This window comes from Citrobacter sp. XY323, from assembly GCF_025106035.1.
GTDB classification, from domain to species: Bacteria; Pseudomonadota; Gammaproteobacteria; order Enterobacterales; family Enterobacteriaceae; genus Citrobacter; species Citrobacter braakii.
Genome location: NZ_JANYUK010000012.1, coordinates 168,233 through 192,949, shown reverse-complemented (window position 1 = coordinate 192,949; position 24,717 = coordinate 168,233). Strand labels below are relative to the sequence as shown.

Sequence of the window (24,717 nt, the reverse complement as noted above, 5' to 3'; positions counted from 1 at the left end):
CACCTCACTCGCTATATTTTAGTAAAACTTTTACTAAAATCACCATCAATTACACTTACTCACCATTACAATGAATGGTTCCGATTTTTCTCCACCGGGAGGCCTTATGAATCGCTGGGAAAACATTCAGCTCACCCACGAAAATCGACTGGCGCCACGCGCATATTTTTTCTCTTATGACTCCGTTGCGCAGGCTCGCTCGTTTGCCCGCGAAACCAGCAGCCTCTTTCAGTTGCTAAGCGGTCAGTGGAATTTTCAGTTCTTTGAGCATCCGCTGCAGGTGCCGGAAATCTTTACGTCGCAGTTGATGAATGACTGGGGCAGCATCACCGTCCCAGGCATGTGGCAGATGGAAGGACACGGCAAACTGCAGTATACCGACGAAGGTTTTCCTTTCCCGATTGATGTCCCCTACGTTCCGACCAATAACCCCACCGGAGCCTACCAGCGCATTTTCTCCCTCAGCGAAGGCTGGCAGGGCAAACAAACGCTGATTAAATTTGATGGCGTAGAAACCTACTTCGAAGTTTACGTGAATGGTCAGTACGTCGGTTTCAGCAAAGGCAGCCGCCTGACGGCTGAATTTGATATCAGCGCGGTGGTGAAGACCGGTGACAACCTGCTGTGCGTTCGCGTAATGCAATGGGCTGATTCCACTTACGTTGAAGACCAGGACATGTGGTGGTCGGCGGGAATTTTCCGCGACGTCTATCTGGTAGGCAAACAGGCGACCCATATTCAGGATTTTACCGTTCGCACAGAGTTCGATGATGACTATCGCGACGCCACCCTCACCTGCGACATTGCGCTGGAAAACCTGGCTGCCACGCCAGCGATGGCGTCGCTCGAATACACCTTGTTTGACGGTGAGCAGGCGCTGCATAGCGGCGTGATTAACAATCTGGCAGTGGATCAACACACCCTCACCGCTTTTAATTTCAAGGTTAGCGCGCCGCAGCAGTGGTCAGCGGAATCGCCGTATCTTTATCATCTGGTGATGACGCTGAAAGATGCCAACGGCAATCTCCTTGAGGTCGTGCCACAGCGGGTCGGATTCCGCGATATCAAAGTTCGCGACGGTCTGTTTTACATCAATAACCGCTACGTGATGCTGCATGGCGTTAACCGTCACGATAACGATCATCTTAAAGGCCGTGCGGTTGGCATGGATCGCGTTGAAAAAGATCTGCTGTTAATGAAGCAGCACAACATCAACTCCGTGCGTACCGCCCATTACCCGAACGATCCGCGCTTCTATGAATTGTGCGATATCTACGGTCTGTTCGTGATGGCCGAAACCGACGTTGAATCTCACGGCTTCGCCAATATCGGCGATATCAGCCGGATAACCGACGATCCGCTGTGGGAAAACGTCTACGTTGAGCGCATCGTGCGCCACATCCATGCACAAAAAAACCACCCGTCGATCGTCATCTGGTCGCTCGGCAACGAATCCGGATACGGCTGTAACATCCGCGCCATGTATCACGCCGCGAAAGCGCTGGATGACACGCGTCTGATCCATTACGAAGAAGATCGTGACGCCGAAGTGGTGGATATCATCTCCACCATGTACACCCGTGTGCCGCTGATGAATGAGTTTGGCGAATATCCACATCCTAAGCCGCGCATCATCTGCGAATATGCTCACGCCATGGGCAACGGTCCCGGCGGGCTGACGGAATATCAGAACGTCTTTTATCAGCATGACTGCATTCAGGGACACTATGTCTGGGAGTGGTGCGATCACGGGATTCAGGCCAAAGATGACGACGGCAACGTCTGGTACAAATATGGCGGCGACTACGGCGACTATCCGAACAACTACAACTTCTGCCTTGATGGCCTGATTTATTCCGATCAAACCCCGGGGCCGGGTCTGCAAGAGTACAAGCAGGTGATTGCGCCAGTAAAAGTACGCGCACAGGATCTGGCTCGCGGCGAGCTACGGGTAGAAAACAAATTGTGGTTTACCACGCTTGACGACTACACCTTGCATATTGAGGTTCGCGCCGAAGGAGATACGCTTTCTGCTCAGCAGATAAAACTGCGCGACGTCCCTCCTAACAGCGATACCCTCGTGCAATGCACACTGCCGGAGCTGGATGCGCGCGAAGCGTTCCTCAACGTCATCGTGACGAAAGATTCCCGCACGGCATACAGCGAAGCCGGGCACCACATCGCGACTTATCAGTTCCCGCTGAAGGCCAGAACGGCGGCTGCCGTAACGTTTAGCCTGAAAAACGCTACCCCTCTGACGCTGGAAGACAGCCGCCAGAGCTGCACCATACGCGGTTATAACTTCCTTCTGACCTTCTCAAAACTGAACGGTAAGCCCATTAGCTGGACCGTTAACGGTGAGGAGCTGATTACCCGCGAGCCGAAGATTAATTTCTTCAAACCAACCATTGATAACCACAAACAAGAGTTCGAAGGCCTTTGGCAACCAAATCATTTACAGATTATGCAGGAGCATCTGCGCGATTTTGCCATTGAGCAAACCGATGACGCGCTGTTGATAACCAGCCAGACGATTATCGCCCCGCCGGTATTTGATTTCGGTATGCGCTGTACCTACCGCTGGCGGATTGCCGCAGACGGTCAGTTGAACGTGGAGCTTTCCGGCCAGCCTTACGGCGAGTACCGGGACATTATTCCGTGCATCGGCTTCACGATGGGCATCAACGGCGATTTGGGGAAGGTGGCGTATTACGGACGTGGTCCCGGTGAAAACTATGCCGATAGCCAGCAGGCCAACATCATCGATATCTGGCGCAGCAGCGTGGATGAGATGTTCGAAAACTATCCGTTCCCGCAAAACAACGGCAATCGTCAGGACGTGCGCTGGGCAACGCTAACCAACCGCCACGGCAACGGTCTGCTGGTGATTCCGCAGCACCCTGTCAACCTGAGCGCCTGGCGCTATACGCCAGAAAATATCTTTGCCGCACAGCACTGTAATGCGCTGCAGCGCAGCGATGACATCACCCTGAATCTGGACCACCAGGTGCTGGGCTTAGGCTCCAACTCGTGGGGAAGCGAGGTGCTTGATTCCTGGCGCGTCTGGTTCCGTTCGTTCAGCTACGGCTTCACGTTGTTGCCGGTTTCCGGTAGCGAATCTAGCGCTCAAACCGCCGCCAGCCGCGTCTTTGGTACCGGGTTCTTTTCCACGAATTTGCACAGCGAGAATACAAAATGAGGATCATCGACAACTTAGCGCAGTTCCAACAAATTTACGCATCCGGGAAGAAGTGGCAGCGCTGCGTCGAAGCGATTGAAAATATTGATAATATTCAACCAGGCGTCGCCCACTCTATCGGTGATTCCCTGAGCTATCGCGTGGAGACAGACTCCGCGACCGATGCGCTGTTTACCGGTCATCGTCGTTATTTTGAAATCCATTACTACCTGCAAGGACAGCAAAAAATAGAGTATGCCGCCAAAGAGGATCTCCAGGTGGTTGAATATTATCGCGATGAAACCGATCGCGAATATCTGAAAGGCTGTGGAAAAACCGTAGAAGTGCGCGAAGGACAAATGGTTATTTGTGACAACCATGAAGCCTATCGTTTTATTTGTAATAACGCAGTGAAGAAAGTCGTACTCAAAGTCACCATCGAAGATGGTTATTTTCATAATAAATAAAAACACAGGCGGCGCCGACGTTGCGCCGCCAGTACCCTATAATAATCAGGAATCGGAGATGTGCTATGTCTGATACCAAACGTAATACCATCGGCAAGTTCGGCTTACTTTCACTCACCTTTGCCGCGGTTTATAGTTTTAATAACGTTATCAACAATAATATTGAGCTGGGTCTGGCATCCGCACCGATGTTTTTCCTCGCGACGATCTTCTACTTTATTCCGTTCTGCTTAATCATCGCTGAATTTGTTTCGCTGAATAAAAACTCCGAAGCCGGTGTCTATGCTTGGGTGAAAAGTTCGCTGGGCGGACGTTGGGCATTTATTACCGCCTATACCTATTGGTTCGTTAACCTGTTCTTTTTTACCTCGCTGTTACCCCGTGTTATCGCCTACGCCTCATATGCTTTTTTAGGCTACGAATACATTCTGACACCGTTCGCAACCACGGTGTTAAGTATGGTGCTGTTTGCCTTCTCCACCTGGGTTTCGACCAACGGCGCAAAAATGTTAGGACCGATTACTTCGGTCACCTCCACATTGATGCTGCTGCTGACCCTGTCCTACATCCTGCTGGCGGGTACTGCGCTGGTTGGCGGCGTACAGCCTGCTGACCCTATCACCGTAGACGCAATGATCCCGAATTTTAACTGGGCCTTCCTCGGTATCACCACCTGGATCTTTATGGCGGCAGGCGGTGCGGAGTCGGTGGCAGTGTACGTCAACGACGTCAAGGGCGGGTCCAAATCGTTCGTGAAGGTCATTATCATTGCCGGGATTTTTATCGGCGTGCTCTATTCCATCTCCTCGGTACTGATCAACGTCTTCGTGAGCAGCAAAGAGCTGAAATTTACCGGTGGTTCGGTACAGGTATTCCACGGCCTGGCGGCATACTTTGGCCTGCCGGAACTGATCGTTAACCGCTTTGTCGGCCTGGTCTCCTTTACCGCGATGTTCGGCTCTCTGCTGATGTGGACCGCAACGCCGGTGAAAATTTTCTTCTCTGAAATTCCGGCGGGTATTTTCGGTAAAAAAACCGTCGAACTGAATGAAAATGGCGTTCCGGCCCGCGCAGCCTGGATTCAGTTCCTGATTGTTATCCCGCTGATGATTATCCCAACGCTCGGCTCCAATACCGTGCAGGATTTAATGAACACCATCATCAACATGACCGCCGCCGCATCGATGCTGCCGCCGCTGTTTATTATGCTGGCTTACCTGAATCTGCGCGCAAAACTGGACCACTTACCGCGCGACTTCCGTATGGGCTCGCAAAAAACCGGCATTATTGTGGTATCGATGCTGATTGTCCTCTTCACCATCGGGTTTATTGCCTCGACCTTCCCGACCGGCGGTAACATCATGACCATTATTTTCTATAACGTCGGGGGGATTGTTATTTTCCTCGGTTTTGCCTGGTGGAAATACAGTAAATACATCAAAGGGCTAACCAAAGAAGAAAAAGCTATTGAGGCGGCCCCCGCGTCAGATATTAATTAAAATATTAATAACGATAAGCGCAATCTGTTTTCTTGCGCACCTGAAATACAATGTGACATTAAATATACAGACTTGCAGGGCATTTATTGCCCTGCTCTTCTGTTGTGTATTTTCATTATTTGTAGCAAAGATTCGTCCACCAGCGGCCGCAACGTGTGAATCGCCCCCCCAGCCAGAAGCGGGTTTACCAGCCCAGGACACTCTGCGGCATTTATTTAACCCCCAGATGCCGCCACAGTTTGTCCAGCGGCATTGTCGCCAGCGCCACACACTCATCGGCGGCGCCGTACCAGACGTGCAGCGTCTCATCGCGGATCAGCGCCCCACAGGTGAACACCACGTTGCCGAAGAAGCCTTCGCGCTCGTAGGGCGCATCTGGCTCCAGCAGCGGCACCGGTGATTTCGCCAGAATATGGGTCGGATCGTTGAGATCCAGCAGCAGCGCGCCGAGGCAGTAGCGCTGATCGGCATCCACACCGTGGTAGATCTCCAGCCAGCCGCGATCGGTTTTTAATACCGGCGCGCCGCCGCCTGATTTACGGCAGTCCCAGGCATCGCCGGACCGTCCCAGCAGGTGGCGATGGTTGCCCCAGTGCAACATATCCGGCGACTCGCAGATCCAGATTTCCGGATGACCGAAGTGGCACGGGGCCGGACGGGTCAGGGCGTGATATTTACCGGCGATCTTTTCCGGGAAAAAGCAGACGTCGCGGTTGTCCGGACAGAGGATCAACCCTTTTTTCTCCACCGTGACAAAATCTTTGGTCACCGCCAGCGCGGTAGAGATCCCCAGCGACGACACCGCCGAGTAGTTGATGTACGCGATATCATCGATGCGGGTGATCCGCGCATCTTCGCAGCCAAACTCTTCATATTGCGTATCGGCGATAATAAACGGCTGGCTGTCAATCCGGAAGTTCACCCCATCGCGACTGCGCGCCAGACGCAGATGCGACATGGAGGTCAGCCACACCCGCGCCGGATCGCTTTTCAGCACGATCACCCGCGGATCGCTGAAATCATAGCGTTCATCGCGACGATCGAAACTCGCGGTGGCCTGTACCCAGCCCGCATCGGTTTTTTCCAACAGCGGTACGACACGCTGCTGCTGATCGGAATTGATCACGCTTTCCGCCACTCGCAGCAGCAAAACGATCTCCCCGTCACACTCCGTTACGCCAGCATTGAAAACACAATCGACCTTCCTGCCGGGCAGTGAAGGCGTCACGTCCGCCGGGGTAATCAACGGGTTTTTACTGTGCCTGTCCATGTACTCTCCTTTTGATCAAACATTGATTCTTACCAATCCATTGCGCGTCCTCTCCGTACAGCACTTCAGCCTCAATCTCCTGCCACGGATTGCGAACAGGCGCACCAAAGTTGATGGCGATCCAGACCTGCTCCGCCGCCGTCGAACGGGTAAACCAGACGCATTCGTCAGTGAGGTCGAGCGAGTCCTGCTGTCCCTGATGCAGCGCCGCAACGCGGCGGCGCAGGGCGATCAGCCTCCGGTACTGATGCCAGAACGATGTCTCATCCTGCTGCTGGCGCTCCGCGTTAATCAGGGCGATATCGCCGCCGACGGGCATCCACGGCGCGACGGTGGAAAATCCGCCAAAGGGGGCGTCGCGCCAGGGCAGCGGCGCGCGCGAACCATCCCGCGAATGTTCAATGGCCTGCGCCAGCGCCTGCTGCGGGCTGCTGCCTGCGGCAAGGGCGGTGCGGTAATGGGTTATTCCCTGAATATCAAAAAGCTGCTCTGCCGTTTGCGGACGGTAGTCGGTCACCCCCAGCTCTTCTCCCTGGAAGATAAACGGCACGCCGCTCACCGTTAGCTGGAGCGCCAACACCGCCAGCGCCCGCCCGGTATCGCGCTCGTTTTCGCCAAAGCGGCTGATCATCCGCGACATATCATGGCTGGAGAAAAACAGCGTCGGTAAACCCGACTGCGCAGCCAGCGTAGTTTTTAACTGGCTGAAAAGACGGGAAACATCAAAGGTTTTCTGGCTGCCGATATTAAAATTAAACACCACGTCCATCAGTTGCGGACTTTGATAGCGGTTGAGCACGTCAGGGTCTTCGCTGCCGATTTCGCCAATCAGGAAATAGTCCCCCTGCGCCCGAACATGGGCACACAGCCGTTGCAGCGTCTCCGGGAGTCGCGGCTGATTGATGTCAAATTCATGGCGCTGCTCGCCGTTCTCTTCCGGGTTATCAGGCCCAATGCCGTCGGTAGTAAGAAAGTTGATGACGTCAAAGCGAAAACCGTCCACCCCCTGCGTAACCCAGAAATCCACTACCCGGTAAATTTCCTGTTCCACCGCGGGGTTGGCCCAGTTGAGATCCACCTGGCCGGGCGCGAATTTATGGTAATAAAACTCGCCGGTGTCTGGCTCAGCGGTCCACGCGCTGCCGGAAAAGAAAGAACGCCAGTTATTCGGCTGGCGGCGAAAAAGGAAATAATCACGATAGCGGCTGTCCGGATTATTCCACGCATCGCAAAACCAGGGATGTTCTGAGGAGACGTGATTGACCACCAGATCGATAATCACCCGAATGCCTCTGGCATGGCAGCCGTCAACCACCCGGCGGAAATCGTCCAGAGTGCCGAAACGGGCGTCAACGGCGCAGTAATCGCTGATATCGTAGCCGTTATCCACCAGCGGAGAGGGATAAAACGGCGTGATCCACACCGCGCCGATGCCCAGCGCCTGCAAATAATCCAGCCGGGAAATCAGGCCCGGAAAATCGCCCAGCCCGTCGTTATTGCCGTCGCAAAACGAAGGCAGATAAATTTGATAGCAGGTACACGCCTGCCACCACGGTTGCTTTTTCACCGTCACGTTCCTTATTTCAGTGATAACGACATGCCTTCGAGGAAGTATTTTCTGAACAGAATAAACAGGACAACGATTGGCAGCATCTGCACCACCGACCCCGCCAGCACCGGTCCCAGGTAGATGCCGTAGGATTTGCTGAAGGTGGCGAGCAGCACCGAAAACGGCATTTTGTCCACTTCGCGCATCACGATCAGCGGCCAGAGGAAGTTGTCCCATGAGCTGGAAAAGGTGAACAGTGCGACAATCGCCAGAATGGATTTATTCAGCGGCATCATCACATGCCGCAGGATCCCCCACAGGCTGGCGTGATCGAGCCTTGCGGCGTACAGGTAATCATTCGGCGTGCCTTTAAAGCTCTGCGAAACCATGAAAATGCCCCAGGCGCTCATCGCATACGGCAGGATCATCGCCCCGTAGCTGTTGATCAGCCCCAGTTCACGCATCAGGACAAACTGTGGAATGATGAACATAAAGACCGGGAAAACCATCTGCACAATCAACAGGTTACGAAACGCATTTTTGCCGCGAAACTCGGTTTTCGCGACGGCATATCCCACCAGCATTGAGGTCAGCGTGACGCAGACGGTAATGGTGAGCGACACGAACAGCGAGTTAACCAGGGTGCGCAAAAAAGGTTTGTCCGCCCGGTTGCTGTTATCGAACAGAAAAGCGTAATTCTCCAGCGTCAGATGACCGGAAAACAGCCCGGTCGTGTAGATTTGCGCCGTCGGTTTCAACGAGGAGATCACCATCCAGATAAAAGGATAGAGCCAGGTGAGCGCCAGCAAAAACATCACGGCGTGAATGAGCAGCGTTAAGGGAGTCAGTTTCTTCATTCACACAATCTCGATATGTTTTTCGAATACTTTGCGGAAGACCCAGATGGCGAGGAAACTGCATGCCGCAACGATAATCGACATGGTCGCCGCCCAGGTTGGCTTCATTTTCTGGAACGCCACTTCATACATCACCACCATCGGACTGGTGGTGCTGTTGAGCGGCCCGCCGCCGGTGATAAGATACGGCTCGGTAAAGATGCTGAACGCCACGGTAATCGCCAGCACCATCACCATCACGATTTGCGCGTTCATCATCGGCAGGGTAATCGCCCAACTTTGCTTAAACCTCCCGGTTTTATCCAACTGCGCCGCGCTGTAAATATCCGCGGGGATCGCCACCATCCCGGAATAGAGAATCAGCCCGTAATAACCGACAAATTTCCAGGTAACAATTAACGCAATGGATAACATGGCGCAGTCAGGGTTGGTAAACCAGGGCACAGAGATGCCGAAACTGGCCTGTAAAAATTGATTGACCGGCCCGTATTCGCTGAACAGTTTTGCAAAGACGATGGAATAGGCCACCCCCGAAGAGATATTCGCCAGTAAAAAGCTCAGGGCAATAAAACTTTTCCCGTACTTAATTTTTCGTAATCCCGCGGCAAACAGCAGCGAGGCAAGAAAGACAATCGGGATATACCACATTAAAAAACGGCACACGTTCCACATCGATTGCCAGAATAACGCGTCATGAAACACGCCAATGATATTCTGTAATCCGCTAAACGTCGGCGTGCCAATAAATTGCCAGTTCGTCACGCTGAGCACGACCAGCCAGCACAGCGGATAAAACCAGAACAGCAACGAATAACCGATCCACGTGGAGGCCAGCAGGCCTCCGGTGCGGGATTCATATCCAGCCATTATTTCCCCTTATTTCGCCAGCAACGTGTTAATTTCCTGCGCGGATTTATCGAGGGTGGCTGCCGGATCGGCGTGGTTGAAAATGACCTGCTCCAGCATCTGCGTCATGCTGCGCTGAATCTCCGTGGTTTGCGTAGTGGCCGCTGGCGGCAGCGCGACGTCCACGTAAGATGCGATCGCCTTCTCCAGCGGGTTTTTCTCAAAGTAATTCACAAACAGCGGATTACTCATTAAATCACTGCGTGCTGGCGGCATACCGGTCAGCTCCAGCCAGCTCCGGTCGTGCTCGGCGTTGTTAAAGACCCACTGAATAAACGCCCACGCCTGCGCTTTGCGCTTGCTGGAACTGAAGATCACCACCCCTTTGCTGTCGCCGAACGTATACGGATGCGCGTCGCCTTTCTCGGTGAGCATCGGCCCAATTTGCAGCGTTTTGAGGATCTCCGGATACTGCTTGTGATAGCGAGCGATATCCCACGGACCGCGCGCGGACGCCAGCACCTGTCCAGTCGCTAACGGATCGTCGGCGGCGGTGAAGTCGTAGCTGCTCCACTTGCTGTTAAAGACTTTCCCCATAAAGGTCAGTACCGCCTGTCCGGCAGGATCGGCAAACGTCGCCTGATGACCCGCGAGGTAAGGTTTACCGCCGTTTTGCGCATAATAAAGCGGAATAAAATCGAACCAGCGTTCCCACCAGTTTTTCCCGGCGGTCATCTGGATAACATAGCCGTTATTATCCGCCGCCCGGCGCTCTGCCAACTGATAAAGCTCATCATAACGGGTCGGAACATGGTCAAAACCATACTGCTTGAGTAAATCGCCCCGCCACCACCAGACGATAGGATTAATATAGATTGGCAGAACATGTTGCTCGCCGTTTAATTGCCAGGCAGGAATAATTTTGCCCATCTGTCGGTTATTAACGAGTTCATTAAAACCACTCATTTTAGACAGGTCTTCAAGCTGACCAATTTCCACCAACTGGCTGGCAAAACCGATAAAGATATTACTGGAAATATCGGGTTCCGTGCCGGAAGCCAGCGCGTTCATTATTGCCTCTTCAGAACTGCTGGCGGCAGGAATGGGCGTAAATTCGACCGGGGTATGCGCCGGGTCTTTATTCCATTCTTTAACCATAGTATTCCAGAAGGCTTCTTCATTTTCGTTTGGTGCCACCCACATTTTAATTGGCGTTTTTGCTGTCTCTGCGGATTTTTTATCATCCGGACCGCAGCCAGAAATACAAAATGCGAATAGTACACAGGCTGTTAATTTAGCTAATTTTACAACTCTCACGATAACTCTCCATTTACTTTCAATAAGTATTGATTTACCGCTACCCTGCTATTGAATGGAGCGTAAATTAACACCCCCTTTTTATGTTTAACGTTAAACAAATCACAAAACGATTTTTGTTTAACGTTAAACTTTGCATCAACGTTCAACGCAATGGACGATAGAAATAAATAATTCACGCCAATATATAAACCCAACAAATATATTAAAAATGAAAATAAACGTTAATGATAATAAAGATAAGAAACGTATTACGATAAAATCATTGGCCAAGATTATGGGTATTTCCCATACCACGGTGTCGAACGCATGGAATAATCCGGAAAAATTATCTCCGGAGCTGCGCCAGCGAATTTTGCAATATGCCAGCGAGCTTGGCTTTCAGGGACCGGACAAGCTGGCGCGCGCGCTGCGTACTGGCAAATCTGACACCATCGGCGTGATATTCAACGACTCTATGAGTTACGTGTTTATCGATCCCCACGACATTGCGCTGATGCGGGGGATCGCCGTCCAGTGTGAAGAACAAAACGTCAATCTGGTCTTGATCCCTTTGCGTAAGCGGCAACAGACGCCGCTCAACACCCTGGTTGATGGCTATATTCTCAACGCCACGCATAACAATGCGGCCATGATCCAGCACGCGCTGGCTCATGGGCGTCCGGTGGTCACGCTCGATTTTCAGTTTCCCGACCATAGCAGCGTCTCCATCGATAACGCCTGCGCCATGCGCGATATTGCCCGCTATCTGGCCGATAAAGGTCATCGACATTTCGGCATCATCGCCTTTCCGTCACAGCCCTCAGCGCAGGGAATGTGCGATCTGACCGCCCCCGTCACCGGCGACAACCTGCTGATGCTCTCCCGCGTGAATGCCTGCCGGGAGGTTTTCCAGCAGCGCGGCTTCGCCCTTGATACGTGCTGGCTGTATCAAACCCGACACGATGAAGAACACGGCGAACAGGCGGCCAAAGCGTTACTGGAAACCCATCCGGAGATCACTGCGCTTATCTGCCTTTCCGATCGCTTCGCCGTCGGCGCGATCCACTACTGCCAACGGCAGCAACTGGCGGTTCCGCAGCGGGTTGCCGTTACCGGTTTCGATAATCTCGCCGTTGAGGTGGCGGGAATACGCCTGACCACCATCGCGCAAGACGCGGAAAAGAAAGGGGAAATGGCCGTCAAATTGCTGCTCACCAGAGGACCGGTGACCCACTATGAATTGCCTTACCAGCTCATCATTCGGGAGTCAGCCTGACTCATTAATTACAGAAGAGTAGATTATGGATGAACTAACCTGTTTTAAAGCCTACGACATTCGCGGTGAGGTTGGCGTCAACCTGACGCCGGATATCGCCTTTCGCATCGGTCGCGCTTACGCCGCCTGGCGCCATCCGCGCCGGGTGGTGATCGGCGCCGACATTCGCCTTAGCTCGGAATCGTTAAAATCCGCCGTGACCGACGGGCTGATTTCCAGCGGCGTGGATGTTATCGACATTGGTCTGTCAGGCACCGAAGAGATCTACTTCGCCACCCGGGAACTGCGTGCCGACGGTGGCATTCAGATAACCGCCAGCCATAATCCGGCGCAGTACAATGGTATGAAGCTGGTGCGCGAAGAGGCGCGTCCGATCAGTAACGACAACGGCCTGCAGGAGATAAAAGCGCTGGCGAAGCGCAATGACTTTGCTCCGATCGTCCATCGTGGCAGCCTCATCCCTTATGATAATCGCCCCGCCTGGATTGCCTGCCTGCTACGCTTCCTTCAGCATCCGCCGACTCGCCCGCTACGTATTGTGACCAACGCCGGACATGGCACCGTCGGGCCTGCGCTTGACGCGATCGCCGACGGGCTGGCCCGTGCGGGGGTTCAGATTGAGTTTATTCGCCTGCACCATCAGCCGGACGGTCATTTCCCGGCGGGCGTGCCGAATCCAATGCTGACGGAAAACCGCCTCATCACCCAGCAGGCGGTTATCGAGAATCAGGCTGATTTCGGCATCGCCTGGGATGGCGATTTCGATCGCTGCTTCTTCTTTGATGAGTGTGGCCGCTTTATTGAGAGCTACTACCTGGTTGGCCTGTTCGCCGAGCACTTCCTGCAACGCTCCGCAGGCAGTCATATCATTCTGGACCCGCGCCTGACGTGGAATACGCTGGACGTTGTAACTCGCTGCGGCGGAATCCCGGTCATCAGCAAAACCGGGCACGCCTTTATCAAAGCGCGGATGCGCGAAGAGGACGCGGTCTACGGCGGAGAAATGAGCGGCCACCACTACTTCCGCGATTTTGGCTATTGCGACAGCGGGATGATCCCACTGGTATTGCTGCTGCAAATTATCGGCAGCGACAGCCGTCCGCTGTCGGCGTATATCGAACACGCCCAGGTGCGCTTTCCGGTTTCCGGCGAAATCAATCTGACGGTGGCCGATCCGCAATCGGTCATGCAATCCATCGCCTCTCACTATCTGCAAGCCGGCGGCCTGCGTGACGATTGCGATGGGTTGAGCATCGACTTCGTTGACTGGCGCTTCAACTTACGCGCCTCCAACACCGAGCCGCTACTGCGCCTGAACGTGGAAACCCGCGCGGATACGGCACTGCTGGCGCGCAAAACCGATGAACTTTTAACGCTGATTGCAGCCTGGGATTCTGACAAGGAGAGGTTATGACCGCGCTAAGCCTGAGCAATATTCATAAAGCCTGGGGCAAGAACACCATCATTGAAAATCTGTCGCTGGAGATCGCCTCCGGGGAGTTCATTGTGCTGGTTGGCCCTTCCGGATGCGGGAAATCCACGCTGCTGCGGATCATCGCCGGACTGGAAATCCCCGACGGCGGTAAACTGGTGATGGGGGGAAAAGAGGTCACCAGGCTTGCGGCGGGCAAACGCAACCTGTCGATGGTGTTTCAGTCCTACGCCCTCTACCCGCATATGACCGTGAGGGAAAATCTGTCATTCGGTTTACGTAATATCAACACGCCCGCCGCCGAGATTGATAAGCGGGTCGCTCACGCCGCCAGCATGCTGAAGCTGGAAGAGATGCTGGACAGGCTGCCGCAGAATCTCTCCGGCGGGCAGCGCCAACGTGTGGCGATCGGGCGTTCTATTGTCCAGCAACCGGAACTGTTTCTGTTTGATGAACCGCTGTCTAACCTGGATGCCGCGTTGCGGGTCGGGATGCGCCAGGAGATCCAGCAGCTGCATAACACCCTGAAAAACACCATGATCTATGTAACGCACGATCAGGTGGAGGCGATGACGCTGGCCGATCGCATCGTGGTGCTTTACAAGGGAAAAATTGAGCAGGTGGGCACGCCGCTGGAGCTGTATAACACCCCGGCAAACCTGTTTGTCGCTGAGTTTATCGGCACGCCGAAAATCAATGTTCTGCCAGCGGTATGGCGTGAAGGCGCTCTGCATATCGCCGATAACCTCGTCTTCCGCCTCACCCGTCAGCCCGCAGGCGTTAGCGACGGGGACAAACTGTTTGTCGCCATCCGCCCGGAGCATATGCAGTACCAGCAGACCGGGGATTTCACATTGCAAGGGCGTACCCGGCTGTGTGAATTACAGGGCGACTCCACGCTGGTGTGGTTGGATCTGGCCGGCCACCCCGTGTGCCTGAAGTCTTTTCAACAGCTTAGCTTCATGCCGGATACACCGCTTACGCTCACCGTACAAGAGTCGCACCTGCACCTCTTTGACGGTCTGGGTAAACGACTGGCGTTCTGACCCACTTGCCCTTGCGTCCGCAGGGGCATTTTTTGAATCCCATCACAATCACGGCATTCCCCTTTTCCCTTTTACGCCACGACGGCTAAATTAGAACTCATCCGACCACATAACAATAATTTTACATACTGGACACCTTTATGAGCTATCCGTCGCTGTTCGCCCCGCTCGATTTAGGCTTCACCACGCTTAAAAACCGCGTGCTGATGGGTTCAATGCATACCGGGCTGGAGGAGTATCCCGACGGTGCAGAACGGCTGGCCGCGTTCTACGCCGAACGCGCCCGTCACGGCGTAGCGTTAATTGTGAGCGGAGGTATTGCGCCTGCGCTTTCCGGCGTGGGGATGGAAGGCGGCGCGATGCTGAACGACACCAGCCAGCTTGCACATCATCGCGTCATTACCGACGCGGTGCATGACGAAGGCGGCAAAATCGCCCTGCAAATCCTGCATACCGGGCGTTACAGCTACCAGCCGCATCTGGTGGCACCTTCTGCCATTCAGGCGCCAATCAACCGCTTTACGCCGCATGAGCTGACGCACGATGAGGTGCTGCAGTTGATTGAAGATTTTGCCCACTGCGCTCAACTGGCGCGGGAAGCAGGCTATGATGGCGTCGAAGTGATGGGCTCGGAAGGCTATCTCATCAACGAATTCCTGACTCTGCGCACCAATCAGCGCAATGACGAGTGGGGTGGCGAGTATGCCAACCGCATGCGTTTTGCCGTGGAAGTGGTGCGCGCGGTACGCCAGCGTGCCGGTAATGACTTTATTATTATCTTCCGCCTGTCGATGCTCGATCTGGTGGAAAACGGCGGAACCTTCGACGAAACCGTCCAACTGGCGCAGGCGATAGAAGCCGCAGGGGCGACCATTATTAACACCGGTATTGGCTGGCATGAGGCGCGTATTCCCACTATCGCCACCCCGGTGCCACGCGGTGCGTTTAGTTGGGTGACACGTAAGCTGAAAGGGCATGTGACGATCCCACTGGTCACCACCAACCGCATTAACGATCCTCAAGTCGCCGATGACATTCTGGCCCGTGGCGATGCCGATATGGTGTCGATGGCCCGTCCGTTCCTCGCCGATGCCGAACTGCTGTCAAAAGCGCAAACCGGGCGAGCGGATGAGATCAATACCTGTATCGGCTGTAACCAGGCCTGCCTGGATCAGATCTTCATCGGCAAAGTCACCTCTTGCCTGGTGAATCCGCGCGCCTGCCATGAGACCAAAATGCCGATCGTTGCCGCCACTGTGCCGAAAAATCTGGCGGTTGTCGGAGCAGGTCCTGCAGGCCTCGCCTTCGCCATTAATGCCGCCGCACGCGGTCATCACGTGACATTATTTGACGCGCATAGCGAGATTGGCGGGCAGTTTAATATCGCTAAGCAGATCCCCGGCAAAGAAGAATTTTATGAAACCCTGCGCTACTACCGCCGGATGATAGATGTGACTGGCGTGTCGCTGAAGCTGAATCACTTTGTCAGCGCACGCGATCTGTACCCCTTCGATGAAGTGATCCTCGCCAGCGGGATCGAGCCACGCATGCCACCGATCGAGGGGATCGCGCATCCTAAAGTGCTCAGCTATCTCGACGTCCTGCGCGATAAAATGCCGGTGGGTAAACGCGTGGCGATCGTTGGCTGCGGCGGGATCGGTTTTGATACCGCCATGTATTTGAGCCAGCCCGGTGAGCCCACCAGCCAAAACATTGCGGAATTCTGCGTGGAATGGGGGATCGACACCAGCCTGCAACAGCCTGGCGGCTTACGCCTGGAAGGCCCGCACTTATCCCGCAGCCCGCGCCAGATAGTGATGTTACAGCGCAAAGCCAGCAAACCGGGACAAGGTTTAGGGAAAACGACGGGCTGGATCCATCGCGCCACCCTGCTCTCACGCGGCGTGAAAATGATCCCGGCAGTTAGCTATCAGAAAATTGATGATGATGGGTTACACGTCGTGTTGAACGGCGAACCGTTGATCTTTAACGTGGATAACGTGGTGATTTGCGCCGGACAAGAGCCGCGCCGTGAACTGGTTGATCCACTCCACGCAGCAGGTAAAACGGTGCATCTGATCGGCGGCTGCGATGTAGCGATGGAGCTGGATGCCCGACGCGCTATTGCCCAAGGGACGATGCTGGCGCTGGAAATTTAACAGTATGTATTTCGTAGGCCGGATAAGGCGGTCACGCCGCCATCCGGCACACACGATTAGCGACGGCGACCGGTTTTGACCGCTTTCAGTACCACGAATTTATTATTGGTGGCGATGGTCACGCAGTTGCCGAAAATCTTCTTCAGCTTGTGGAAGTAGTCAAGGTGACGGTTAGCCACAATGTACAGCTCACCGTTGATTTTCAGGCAGCGACGAGCGTGGTGGAACATCTCCCAGGCAATGTTATCCGTCAGCGCGTGCTTCTGGTGGAACGGTGGGTTGCACAGCACGGCGTTAAAGCGGAACGGTTCGACGCCCGACAGCGCGTTGTTGATCATAAACTCACAGCGATCCAGCGCTTCAGGCATGTTACTTTCCACGTTCAAGCGGCTTGAAGCCACCGCCATCGGCGATTCATCAACAAATATCACGTTGGCTTCCGGGTTCTTCGCCAGCAGCGTCATACCGATGACACCGTTACCACAGCCGAGGTCAACAATCTCCCCTTCGAGGTTTTCCGGCAGATGCTCGATAAAAAAGCGCGCGCCGATATCCAGTCCGGTACGGGAGAAGACGTTGGCGTGGTTATGGATAGTCCATTCGGTACCTTCCAGCTTCCAGCTTAGCACTTGCGAGGCAGCGGCCAGCTCAGGTTTGCTGAACGTACAGTTGATTAAACGGGCTTTTTTCCACGCCAGCGTCGTGGTGGTTGGACCCAACACTTTTTCGAACAGCTCCAGCGTCGAGGTATGCACGTCACGCGCTTTTGCCCCGGCGATGATACGCGTTTGCGGCGTTACCACTTCGCGCAGCGCGCGCAGTTGCTGCTCCAGCAGCGCCATGGTTTTTGGCAGCTTAATCAGCACCACGCCCGGCGCCTGCGGGTAGTCAGCCGTACTGTCGAGGAACTTGACGCTCGACTCGGCAATATCGTTATGACGCAGGTTCTCGCGTGTGGCAAGCTCGCTGAGATAGGAGTCGCCAATGCTGTACGGCGAATGTTGCGCCAGCGCACAGCCCAGCGCGCCAAAGGTATCATTCAGGATTAGCACCGGGCCGCTAATCTCGGTATCGTCCAGCTGTTGCAGCAGATATTCATCTGCCGCTTCCCACGCCAGCAGCGGGTTAACGTCATCCGTTTCCGGGAAACGTTTAAGTGACAGCGAACGGAAACCGTTGTCTATGTGGCTCATCGGCCCTCCTGAATGGTAAAATTTCGGCGTATCCCTGAAAAGGGTGCGTGAGTATACACTTTTTATGATTGGCATGGGCAAAGATGAACCAACTAACTTATCTCCAGGGCTACCCGGAGAATTTACTTTCTCAGGTGAGAACGCTGATTGCTGAACAGCGTCTGGGCGCAGTGCTGGAGAAGCGCTATCCGGGGACGCATGATTTCGCGACCGACAAAGCGCTCTGGCAATATGCTCAGGATCTGAAAAATCAGTTCCTGCGTAATGCCCCGCCGCTGAATAAAGTCATGTATGACAGCAAGATACACGTTCTGAAGAATGCGCTGGGGCTGCATACCGCCGTATCTCGCGTGCAGGGCGGTAAGCTAAAAGCCAAAGCGGAGATCCGCGTTGCCACCGTGTTTCGCAATGCCCCTGAACCTTTTTTACGCATGATCGTCGTTCATGAACTGGCGCATCTGAAAGAAAAAGAGCACGACAAAGCGTTTTACCAGCTGTGCTGTCATATGGAGCCTCAGTATCATCAACTGGAGTTCGATACCCGCCTGTGGTTAACGCAACAATCGTTAAAGCAAACTGCGTAGTTGCGCACTGGCTTTGTCTTCAGGGCATGCTAAATTGACGAAAGGATCCCTTTTCGCAGCCTGAAGGCCATTATGATACGTTTCGCAGTAATTGGCACAAACTGGATCACCCGCCAGTTTGTCGATGCCGCCCATGAAACCGGCAAATATAAGTTGACCGCGGTCTATTCCCGTAGCCTCGAGCAGGCGCAGACCTTCGCCAACGATTACCCCGTCGAGCATCTGTTTACCTCACTGGAAGCGATGGCGCAAAGCGAGGCGATCGACGCCGTCTACATCGCCAGTCCAAACTCCCTGCACTTCCCGCAGACCGAGCTGTTTTTGCGGCACAAAAAGCATGTTATTTGCGAAAAGCCGCTGGCCTCAAACCTGGCGCAAGCCGAAGCCGCTATCGCCTGCGCGCGCGAAAATCAGGTCGTGCTGTTTGAAGCGTTTAAGACCGCCAGCTTGCCTAACTTCCTGCTGTTGCAGCAATCTCTACCCAAAGTCGGAAGAATCAGGAAAGCGTTTATTAATTACTGCCAGTACTCCTCGCGTTACCAGCGCTATCTGGACGGTGAAAATCCGAACACGTTTAATCCGGCGTTCTCAAATGGCTCGATTATGGATATCGGTTTTTACTGCCTGGCCTCAGCGGTTGCGCTGTGGGGTGAGCCGCAAAGCGTTCAGGCCAGCGCCAGTCTGCTGGAAAGCGGCGTAGATGCCCACGGCGTGGTGGTGATGAATTACGGTGATTTCAGCGTCACACTCCAGCACTCAAAAGTAAGCGACTCGGTGTTAGCCAGTGAAATTCAGGGTGAGCAGGGATCGCTGGTGATCGAGCATATCTCCGAGTGTCAGAAAGTGTGCTTCGTTCCTCGCGGGGGGAAAACCCAGGATCTGACGACGCCTCAGCACATCAATACTATGCTGTATGAGGCAGAGGCTTTTGCTCATTTGGTTGAATCCGGCGAAGTGGATCACCCCGCACTGGCCGTCAGCCGTATCACCGCCAAACTGCAAACAGAGATTCGCCGCCAGACCGGCGTGATTTTCCCGGCAGACGAAGCGGTAATATCGCTGACTGCGTAAAAGTATGTAAAACGAATGTTGCAGGCCATTGACTGAATGCATGGCCTGTAATATTTTGTAACCCGCAAAGGGGAGTAACTTCGTTGTCGGTTGATCGTCATTACGATGTGTGAAAAACCACATCCGGTCGCCGGGCGATAACAAAGGAATACGCCATCGTATTCCTTTGTTGTTGTAAGTGAGACCTTGCCGAATGGCAAGGTCTATGCATAAAAAGCAGCGGCTAACGTCATTCGGCGTTGGCCGTTTTTTTTATGCATGGGGAAATACAATGAATACTGTCGGCACACCGTTGTTATGGGGTGGCTTCGCTGTCGTGGTGGTAATTATGCTGGCCATCGACCTGCTGTTGCAGGGTCGTCGTGGCGCGCATACGATGTCGATGAAGCAGGCTGCGGCCTGGTCAATCGTTTGGGTAACGCTGTCGTTACTGTTTAACGCCGTCTTCTGGTGGTACCTGGCACAAACCCAGGGCCGCGCCGTTGCCGACCCACAGGCGCTGGCGTTCCTTACCGGCTATTTGATCGAAAAATCGCTGGCAGTAGATAACGTCTTTGTCTGGTTGATGCTGTTCAGCTACTTCTCCGTACCGCCTGCGTTGCAGCGTCGGGTACTGGTGTATGGCGTGCTGGGAGCCATTGTTCTGCGTACGATCATGATCTTCGCCGGCAGTTGGCTTATCACCCAGTTTGAGTGGCTGTTGTACGTGTTTGGTGCATTCCTGCTGTTTACCGGCGTAAAAATGGCGCTGGCGAAAGAAGATGCTTCCGGTATTGGCGACAGGCCGTTAGTACGCTGGCTGCGCGGTCATTTGCGCATGACCGATACCATCGAAGATGAAAAATTCTTCGTGCGTAAAAACGGCCTGCTGTTTGTTACGCCGCTGATGCTGGTGTTGATTCTGGTTGAGCTGAGCGACGTCATTTTTGCCGTCGACAGTATTCCGGCTATCTTTGCCGTCACTACCGACCCGTTCATCGTGCTGACCTCAAACCTGTTTGCTATTTTGGGTCTGCGCGCAATGTACTTCCTGCTGGCGGGCGTGGCGGAGCGTTTCTCCATGCTGAAGTACGGTTTGTCGGTCATTCTGGTGTTTATCGGTATTAAGATGCTGATCGTCGATTTCTACCATATCCCGATCGCTATCTCGTTAGGCGTGGTATTTGGCATTCTGTTTGTGACGCTGATTGTGAACGCCTGGGTCAACCACCAGCACGATAAAAAGCAGCAAATACAGTAAGTTTCATCTGCTAGCTGAAAAGCCCGACAGCACACTGCGTGCGTCGGGCTTTTTGTTTATCATGTCAAAATAATGTTAACTCAAAGTTATAAAATATGATCTCGACGCGAAATCCAGGATATTTCGCTTCCAGAACCCTGTTCTTTCCTTATACTCAGCCATGCAAACATTTGCCTCATCCTGAAAGATGCGTCTACAGAACGCACAAAGGCAGGGCAACAACACAATGAAAGGATTACTACATGACTACGCAACGTTCATCGGGGCTATTCTCGCGCCTGGCGCAAGGGAGCCTGGTTAAACAAATTTTGATCGGTTTGGTTCTGGGGATTTTACTGGCACTGGTGTCAAAACCTGCGGCAGAAGCCGTTGGTTTGCTGGGTACTCTGTTCGTCGGCGCGTTAAAAGCCGTCGCACCAATTCTGGTTCTGATGCTGGTAATGGCTTCTATCGCCAACCACCAGCACGGGCAAAAAACCAATATCCGCCCAATCCTGTTCCTCTACCTGCTCGGAACATTTTCCGCAGCGCTAGCGGCCGTTGTCTTCAGCTTCGCTTTCCCATCGACACTGCATCTTTCCAGCAGCGCCAGCGATATCGTACCGCCGTCCGGCATTATTGAAGTGATGCGTGGCCTGCTAATGAGCATGGTTTCTAACCCAATTGATGCACTGCTTAACGCCAACTACATCGGCATCCTGGTTTGGGCCGTCGGTCTGGGCTTTGCGCTGCGTCACGGTAATGAAACGACCAAAAATCTGGTCAACGATATGTCCAACGCTGTTACCTTTATGGTGAAGCTTGTGATTCGTTTCGCGCCGATCGGTATCTTCGGCCTGGTCTCCTCCACGCTGGCAACCACCGGTTTCGCCACGCTTTGGGGCTACGCGCAGCTGCTGACCGTGCTGGTAGGCTGTATGCTGCTGGTAGCACTGGTGGTCAACCCGCTGCTGGTATTCTGGAAAATTCGCCGCAACCCATATCCGTTAGTGCTGGCCTGTCTGCGTGAAAGCGGCGTGTACGCCTTCTTTACCCGTAGCTCCGCGGCAAACATTCCGGTGAATATGGCGCTGTGTGAGAAGCTGAACCTGGATCGTGATACCTATTCGGTTTCTATCCCGCTGGGAGCCACCATCAACATGGCTGGCGCGGCGATCACCATTACCGTGTTGACGCTGGCGGCGGTAAATACGTTGGGTATTCCGGTCGATTTACCGACGGCGCTGTTACTGAGCGTGGTGGCTTCGCTGTGTGCCTGCGGCGCATCGGGCGTGGCGGGAGGTTCTCTGCTGCTGATCCCACTGGCATGTAATATGTTCGGTATCCCGAATGACATCGCCATGCAGGTCGTTGCCGTTGGCTTTATCATCGGCGTATTGCAGGATTCCTGTGAAACGGCGCTGAACTCTTCTACAGACGTCCTGTTTACCGCTGCGGCCTGCCAGGCTGAAGACGAACGTCTGGCAAATAACGCCCTGCGCGGCTAATCTCTGCCCCTCCGTCACCGGACGGAGGGGTTCTCTTCTTGTACGCTTTTTTCAATTTTGAATGGATCAATTCCGCGTTTTTGCATCCGCCGGAAGCGAATAATGTTCAGGCCGTTCATCACCAGAAAGCTACCTTCGATCATCGTCCCACCAATCGATCCCAACCAGAAATTATGGATAACCCAACAGGCGGTTGCGCACCACATTACGCAGCGCACGGTCAGCCCCTGGCAGCGAAACAGCGCCCAGGTGCTGGCCAGCGTGCCGATAATCGGCAACAGCTCCATCGCATGCTGTAATTTCGCCAGCCCAAGAACCAGGGTGAGGATAATAAAAACGGTCATTACCCACAGTTTGCGGGTATGCATCGAGACGAGTGTGCGGATGGTGTTTAGCTCTGCACTCATTCCCGCAGGCCAGGCGCCCATCAGAAAAAAATGCACGCCAATGGTGGCGCTGTAGACGGCAAGTTGCAGCCGGAACCGGCGCTCATCTCGATTGAAAAAGGTGGTAATGCCGATCAAAAAGGCGATGACACCTACGCCCTGGGCCAGCCAATACGCGGTCATGGGAGATCCTTGTGAGGAAACGCAAAAACAAACGGCGCTCCATATTATGAAACGCCGTTTTTAAAATCCACTCCATTTCGATTACCCAATAGATTTCGTGCTACCGCAAGGCGGTAAGTTCAGACATCCCCGGGAGCTTACTGGAGTAAGTGACCGGGGTGAATGGACGCAGCCAACGCGGCTGTCACGCGAAAGATGAAGGGTAATTACAATGTTACGCCGCTTTTAAAGATAGCCAGTTCCCGGAAATCGTTGCGCTCGTTGCAAGTTTGCTTGCCATTGGCGAACTCAACGATCGTATCGACAAACTCGCTCAGCAGCTGAGGCATCGCTTTACCGTGGATCAGCTGTCCGGCGTCAAAATCGATCCAGTGTTTTTTCTTGGCCGCCAGCTCGCTGTTGGTCGCAATTTTCACCGTCGGCACAAAACCGCCGTACGGCGTACCGCGGCCGGTGCTGAACAGCACCATATGACAGCCCGCGCCCGCGAGGGCACTGGTAGCAACCGCATCGTTACCCGGCGCGCTCAGTAAGTTCAGGCCGTGTGTCTTCAGGCGTTCGCCGTAGCGCAGTACATCCACCACCTGGCTGGAGCCCGCTTTTTGCGTGCAGCCCAGAGATTTATCTTCCAGCGTGGTGATCCCGCCCGCTTTGTTGCCCGGCGATGGATTCTCGTAAATCGGCTGGTCGTGAGCAATGAAGTACTGCTTAAAGTCATTGACCATGGTCACCAGCTTGCCGAAGGTTTCTTCGTCACGGCAGTGGTCCATCAGCAGTTGCTCGGCACCGAACATTTCCGGTACTTCAGTCAGCACGGTGGTGCCGCCGTTGGCAATCACATAGTCGGAAAAACGCCCCAGCATCGGGTTGGCGGTAATACCAGACAGGCCGTCAGAGCCGCCGCATTCCAGACCAAACTTCAGCTCGCCCAGCTTACCCGGCTCACGCTTATCGTTACGCATCACGTTGTACAACTGATGGAGATGTTCAATCCCCGCTTCCACTTCGTCTTCCTGATGTTGGCAGACCATAAAGTGAACACGCTCAGGATCGTACTCGCCTAAGGTTTCGCGGAAGGCATCAACCTGGTTGTTTTCACAGCCCAGGCCGACCACCAGCACCGCACCCGCATTCGGGTGGCGCACCATATTTTGCAGCATGGTACGGGTGTTGATGTGGTCGTCACCCAGCTGTGAACAGCCGTAGGTGTGACTGAAAAGATGCACGCCGTCGATACCCTCGGCGTCGTTGGTCTCTTTCAGAAAGCGGGTCTGCATCTGACGCGCCATAGCGTTGACGCAGCCGACCGTCGGCAGGATCCACAGTTCGTTGCGCACGCCGACCTCGCCGTTGGCGCGACGGTAGATCTGTACGTCGCGATCGGCGGGTTGAACAAGCTCTGCCTGAAAATCAGGGTGGTAGCTATACGTGTCCAGGTCGCTCAGATTCGTGCGCGTGTTGTGAGCATGAATATGCTCACCCGCCGCCACGTCCACCAACGTATGACCGATTGGCAAACCGTATTTAATGACATTTTCGCCTTGCGCAATATCGCATAAAGCGAATTTATGGCCACGAGAAACCGCTTGGCGCAGGATTACCGCTTGCCCATCAACGGTGACTTCGGTTCCTTCAGCCAAATCAGCGAGCGCTACCGCGACGTTATCCAGCGTATGGATCTTGATGTATTGCATA

At 54.0% G+C, this 24,717-nt stretch carries 19 protein-coding genes; 11 read left to right on the top strand and 8 right to left on the bottom strand.

Going from position 1 to position 24,717, the window contains the following annotated elements; genetic code table 11:
• Positions 1-106 precede the first annotated feature (106 nt).
• From ebgA to N0B36_RS16875, 3 genes are all read left to right on the top strand, one after another.
• Complete coding sequence (gene ebgA, locus N0B36_RS16885) at positions 107-3,199, top strand: beta-galactosidase subunit alpha (protein ID WP_259688651.1); 3,093 nt, start codon at positions 107-109, stop codon at positions 3,197-3,199.
• Entirely contained in the window at positions 3,196-3,645 is a 450-nt protein-coding gene (locus tag N0B36_RS16880; RefSeq protein WP_016154597.1) for a beta-galactosidase subunit beta, read from the top strand. The genes ebgA and N0B36_RS16880 overlap by 4 nt, the downstream gene beginning before the upstream one ends.
• Before the next feature lie 65 nt (positions 3,646-3,710).
• Positions 3,711-5,144 (top strand): amino acid permease, encoded by a 1,434-nt coding sequence (locus N0B36_RS16875; RefSeq protein WP_016154598.1) that lies wholly within the window; start codon positions 3,711-3,713, stop codon positions 5,142-5,144.
• 211 nt (positions 5,145-5,355) lie between these two features.
• On the opposite strand, the gene N0B36_RS16870 is transcribed toward N0B36_RS16875, so the two are convergent.
• From N0B36_RS16870 to N0B36_RS16850, 5 genes are read right to left on the bottom strand one after another with little or no spacing between them, the layout of a single operon-like run.
• A complete protein-coding gene (locus N0B36_RS16870; protein WP_235117195.1) occupies positions 5,356-6,414 on the bottom strand; it encodes a glycoside hydrolase family 130 protein in 1,059 nt (352 codons plus the stop codon).
• Complete coding sequence (locus N0B36_RS16865) at positions 6,398-7,981, bottom strand: alpha-glucosidase (RefSeq protein ID WP_259688648.1); 1,584 nt, start codon at positions 7,979-7,981, stop codon at positions 6,398-6,400. The genes N0B36_RS16870 and N0B36_RS16865 overlap by 17 nt, the downstream gene beginning before the upstream one ends.
• 11 nt (positions 7,982-7,992) lie before the next feature.
• Positions 7,993-8,820 carry a carbohydrate ABC transporter permease gene (locus N0B36_RS16860; protein WP_016154601.1) on the bottom strand — a complete coding sequence of 276 codons (828 nt, stop codon included), beginning with the start codon at positions 8,818-8,820 and terminating at the stop codon, positions 7,993-7,995.
• Positions 8,821-9,687 carry a carbohydrate ABC transporter permease gene (locus N0B36_RS16855; protein ID WP_200052123.1) on the bottom strand — a complete coding sequence of 289 codons (867 nt, stop codon included), beginning with the start codon at positions 9,685-9,687 and terminating at the stop codon, positions 8,821-8,823.
• Positions 9,688-9,696: 9 nt separating this feature from the next.
• Positions 9,697-10,983 carry an ABC transporter substrate-binding protein gene (locus tag N0B36_RS16850; protein ID WP_016154603.1) on the bottom strand — a complete coding sequence of 429 codons (1,287 nt, stop codon included), beginning with the start codon at positions 10,981-10,983 and terminating at the stop codon, positions 9,697-9,699.
• Positions 10,984-11,194: 211 nt separating this feature from the next.
• Here N0B36_RS16850 and N0B36_RS16845 point away from each other — a divergent pair, with 211 nt between their 5' ends.
• The 4 genes from N0B36_RS16845 to N0B36_RS16830 all read left to right on the top strand — a co-directional run bounded on the left by N0B36_RS16845 (position 11,195) and on the right by N0B36_RS16830 (position 16,878).
• Positions 11,195-12,241 (top strand): LacI family DNA-binding transcriptional regulator, encoded by a 1,047-nt coding sequence (locus N0B36_RS16845; RefSeq protein ID WP_016154604.1) that lies wholly within the window; start codon positions 11,195-11,197, stop codon positions 12,239-12,241.
• Between the two features lie 25 nt (positions 12,242-12,266).
• Positions 12,267-13,655 carry a phosphomannomutase CpsG gene (locus N0B36_RS16840; protein WP_259688647.1) on the top strand — a complete coding sequence of 463 codons (1,389 nt, stop codon included), beginning with the start codon at positions 12,267-12,269 and terminating at the stop codon, positions 13,653-13,655.
• Positions 13,652-14,719, top strand: coding sequence for an ABC transporter ATP-binding protein (locus tag N0B36_RS16835; protein WP_049040409.1), 1,068 nt, complete (start codon positions 13,652-13,654; stop codon positions 14,717-14,719). The genes N0B36_RS16840 and N0B36_RS16835 overlap by 4 nt, the downstream gene beginning before the upstream one ends.
• A gap of 140 nt (positions 14,720-14,859) precedes the next feature.
• A complete protein-coding gene (locus N0B36_RS16830) occupies positions 14,860-16,878 on the top strand; it encodes an FAD-dependent oxidoreductase (RefSeq protein ID WP_259688646.1) in 2,019 nt (672 codons plus the stop codon).
• A gap of 56 nt (positions 16,879-16,934) precedes the next feature.
• Here N0B36_RS16830 and rlmG read toward each other — a convergent pair whose 3' ends face one another.
• A complete protein-coding gene (gene rlmG, locus N0B36_RS16825) occupies positions 16,935-18,071 on the bottom strand; it encodes a 23S rRNA (guanine(1835)-N(2))-methyltransferase RlmG (RefSeq protein WP_259688645.1) in 1,137 nt (378 codons plus the stop codon).
• 83 nt (positions 18,072-18,154) lie between these two features.
• On the opposite strand from rlmG, the gene N0B36_RS16820 reads away from it, so the two are divergent.
• The 4 genes from N0B36_RS16820 (at position 18,155) to sstT (ending at position 22,453) form a co-directional block, all read left to right on the top strand.
• Entirely contained in the window at positions 18,155-18,655 is a 501-nt protein-coding gene (locus N0B36_RS16820; protein ID WP_259688644.1) for a M48 family metallopeptidase, read from the top strand.
• A gap of 72 nt (positions 18,656-18,727) precedes the next feature.
• Positions 18,728-19,726 (top strand): Gfo/Idh/MocA family protein, encoded by a 999-nt coding sequence (locus N0B36_RS16815; protein ID WP_047499168.1) that lies wholly within the window; start codon positions 18,728-18,730, stop codon positions 19,724-19,726.
• A gap of 271 nt (positions 19,727-19,997) precedes the next feature.
• Positions 19,998-20,966: a TerC family protein gene (locus N0B36_RS16810; RefSeq protein ID WP_016154611.1), complete on the top strand. Its 969-nt coding sequence runs from the start codon at positions 19,998-20,000 to the stop codon at positions 20,964-20,966.
• A 242-nt stretch (positions 20,967-21,208) separates the two neighbouring features.
• Entirely contained in the window at positions 21,209-22,453 is a 1,245-nt protein-coding gene (gene sstT / locus N0B36_RS16805; protein ID WP_049283300.1) for a serine/threonine transporter SstT, read from the top strand.
• A gap of 14 nt (positions 22,454-22,467) precedes the next feature.
• On the opposite strand, the gene N0B36_RS16800 is transcribed toward sstT, so the two are convergent.
• Complete coding sequence (locus N0B36_RS16800) at positions 22,468-23,022, bottom strand: YgjV family protein (protein WP_016154613.1); 555 nt, start codon at positions 23,020-23,022, stop codon at positions 22,468-22,470.
• A 206-nt stretch (positions 23,023-23,228) separates the two neighbouring features.
• Entirely contained in the window at positions 23,229-24,716 is a 1,488-nt protein-coding gene (locus N0B36_RS16795; RefSeq protein ID WP_016154614.1) for a UxaA family hydrolase, read from the bottom strand.
• Position 24,717: the final 1 nt, after the last annotated feature.